Annotated in this window: 1 protein-coding gene and 1 pseudogene; one reads left to right on the forward strand and one right to left on the reverse strand. The window is 66.5% G+C overall.

Annotation, left to right across the window (positions count from 1 at the left end; all coding sequences use genetic code 11):
• Positions 1-710, reverse strand: a 710-nt coding sequence (locus tag G4D87_RS37885) for a hypothetical protein (RefSeq protein WP_205507887.1), incomplete at its 3' end; no start/stop codon positions are given.
• A 215-nt stretch (positions 711-925) separates the two neighbouring features.
• Here G4D87_RS37885 and G4D87_RS37890 point away from each other — a divergent pair.
• Positions 926-1,284, forward strand: a pseudogene (locus G4D87_RS37890) (kelch-like protein); the annotation flags it as partial.

Raw genomic sequence — 1,284 nt, forward strand, 5'->3', positions numbered from 1 at the left:
TGCCGGGGCGCGCCGCCGAAGTTCTTGGCGGACACGTGGAAGTTCTGGGCCTCGGTACCGGAGAAGGTGCCCTTGGCCTGCACCTGGAAGGTGCTCTGCGGCAGGGTGACCCCGCTGACCTGCGTCCCTTCGATCAGCTGGGCGATGGTGCCCTTGAACTTCTGGTCATGCCCCTTCTGGTCCTTGTAGGTGACCTTCAGGTCCGCGCTGGCGAGGAACGTCGCGGTGAAGGTGGTGTCCACCTGGTCCTCGTCCACCTCGAAGGTGACGATGACCGTGGAGTGCCCCTCCACCGGGACGGTGGTCGAGTAGTTCCACTGATGGGCGATGTTCCTCGTCTGGGTGGTGCTCACGCCGAAGTTGAGCTTCACCGTCGTCTTGCTGCCTCCGAAGAACGGAAGGCCGACGTTGAACTCCTCGTCCAGCTCGAGCCCGGCAGTGACGGTCCAGCCGATGGTGTCGGCGGTGGTCTTGTCCACCGTGAACTTCTCGCTGGTCGTGGTGTTCAGCGAGTTCTCGTACGTGGAGGACTGCAGCACGTCCGGCCTGGTCCCCTTGGGCTGCAGGGTGGCGTAGTCAATCGTCAGGAGTTGGAACGAGCTGTTGTCCAGATCGACGTCGACCTTCTTCAGCCCCGCGTTCTCCAGGGCGGTCTGGAGTTGCTGCTGCACGAGCTTCTTGGCGTTGGGGAGGTTGGAGTTGCTGCCCATATTGTTCTCGCAGGTGAGGGCCCCTCGATTGAGGCGCACTCAAGCTTGAGCAAGCGACGTGCCGCTCTTCCCGGCGCGGCGGGTGTGTCGGCGGCATGTCGGCGACGTGTCGGCGACGTGTCGGCGACGCGCCGACGTGTCGGCGACATGCCGCGGGGGCGGAGCCGGGGCTAATCCTACAGTCGCAGATTGAGGTGGGAGCCGCGTGCCCGGTAGTGGCCCTGGGACTGGTGCTGGCCCTGACAGGTTGCGGAGGCGCCCAGCCAGCGCAAGAGGGCAGCGCCCAGGCCGTGGTGACGCTGCCCCAGGCGCTGAGCGCCAGCGACGTCACCCGCGTGGAGCTCACCATCTCGGGCCCTGGCATGACGACGCGCACGGACGCACTGGTGAAGACAGGCGGGCAGTGGAGTGGGGTGCTGGGCCAGTTGCCCGCCGGCAGCAGCCGCACCTTCAGCGCGAAGGCCTTCGACGCCTCCAACGCCGTGCGCTACACCGGCGAGATAGCCAACGTCACCATCCAAGCCGGGCAGACGACGGCCGTCACCCTGCTGCTGCAGGAGGTGAACGCGCCGCC

This window comes from Myxococcus vastator (assembly GCF_010894475.1).
Classification (GTDB): domain Bacteria; phylum Myxococcota; class Myxococcia; order Myxococcales; family Myxococcaceae; genus Myxococcus; species Myxococcus vastator.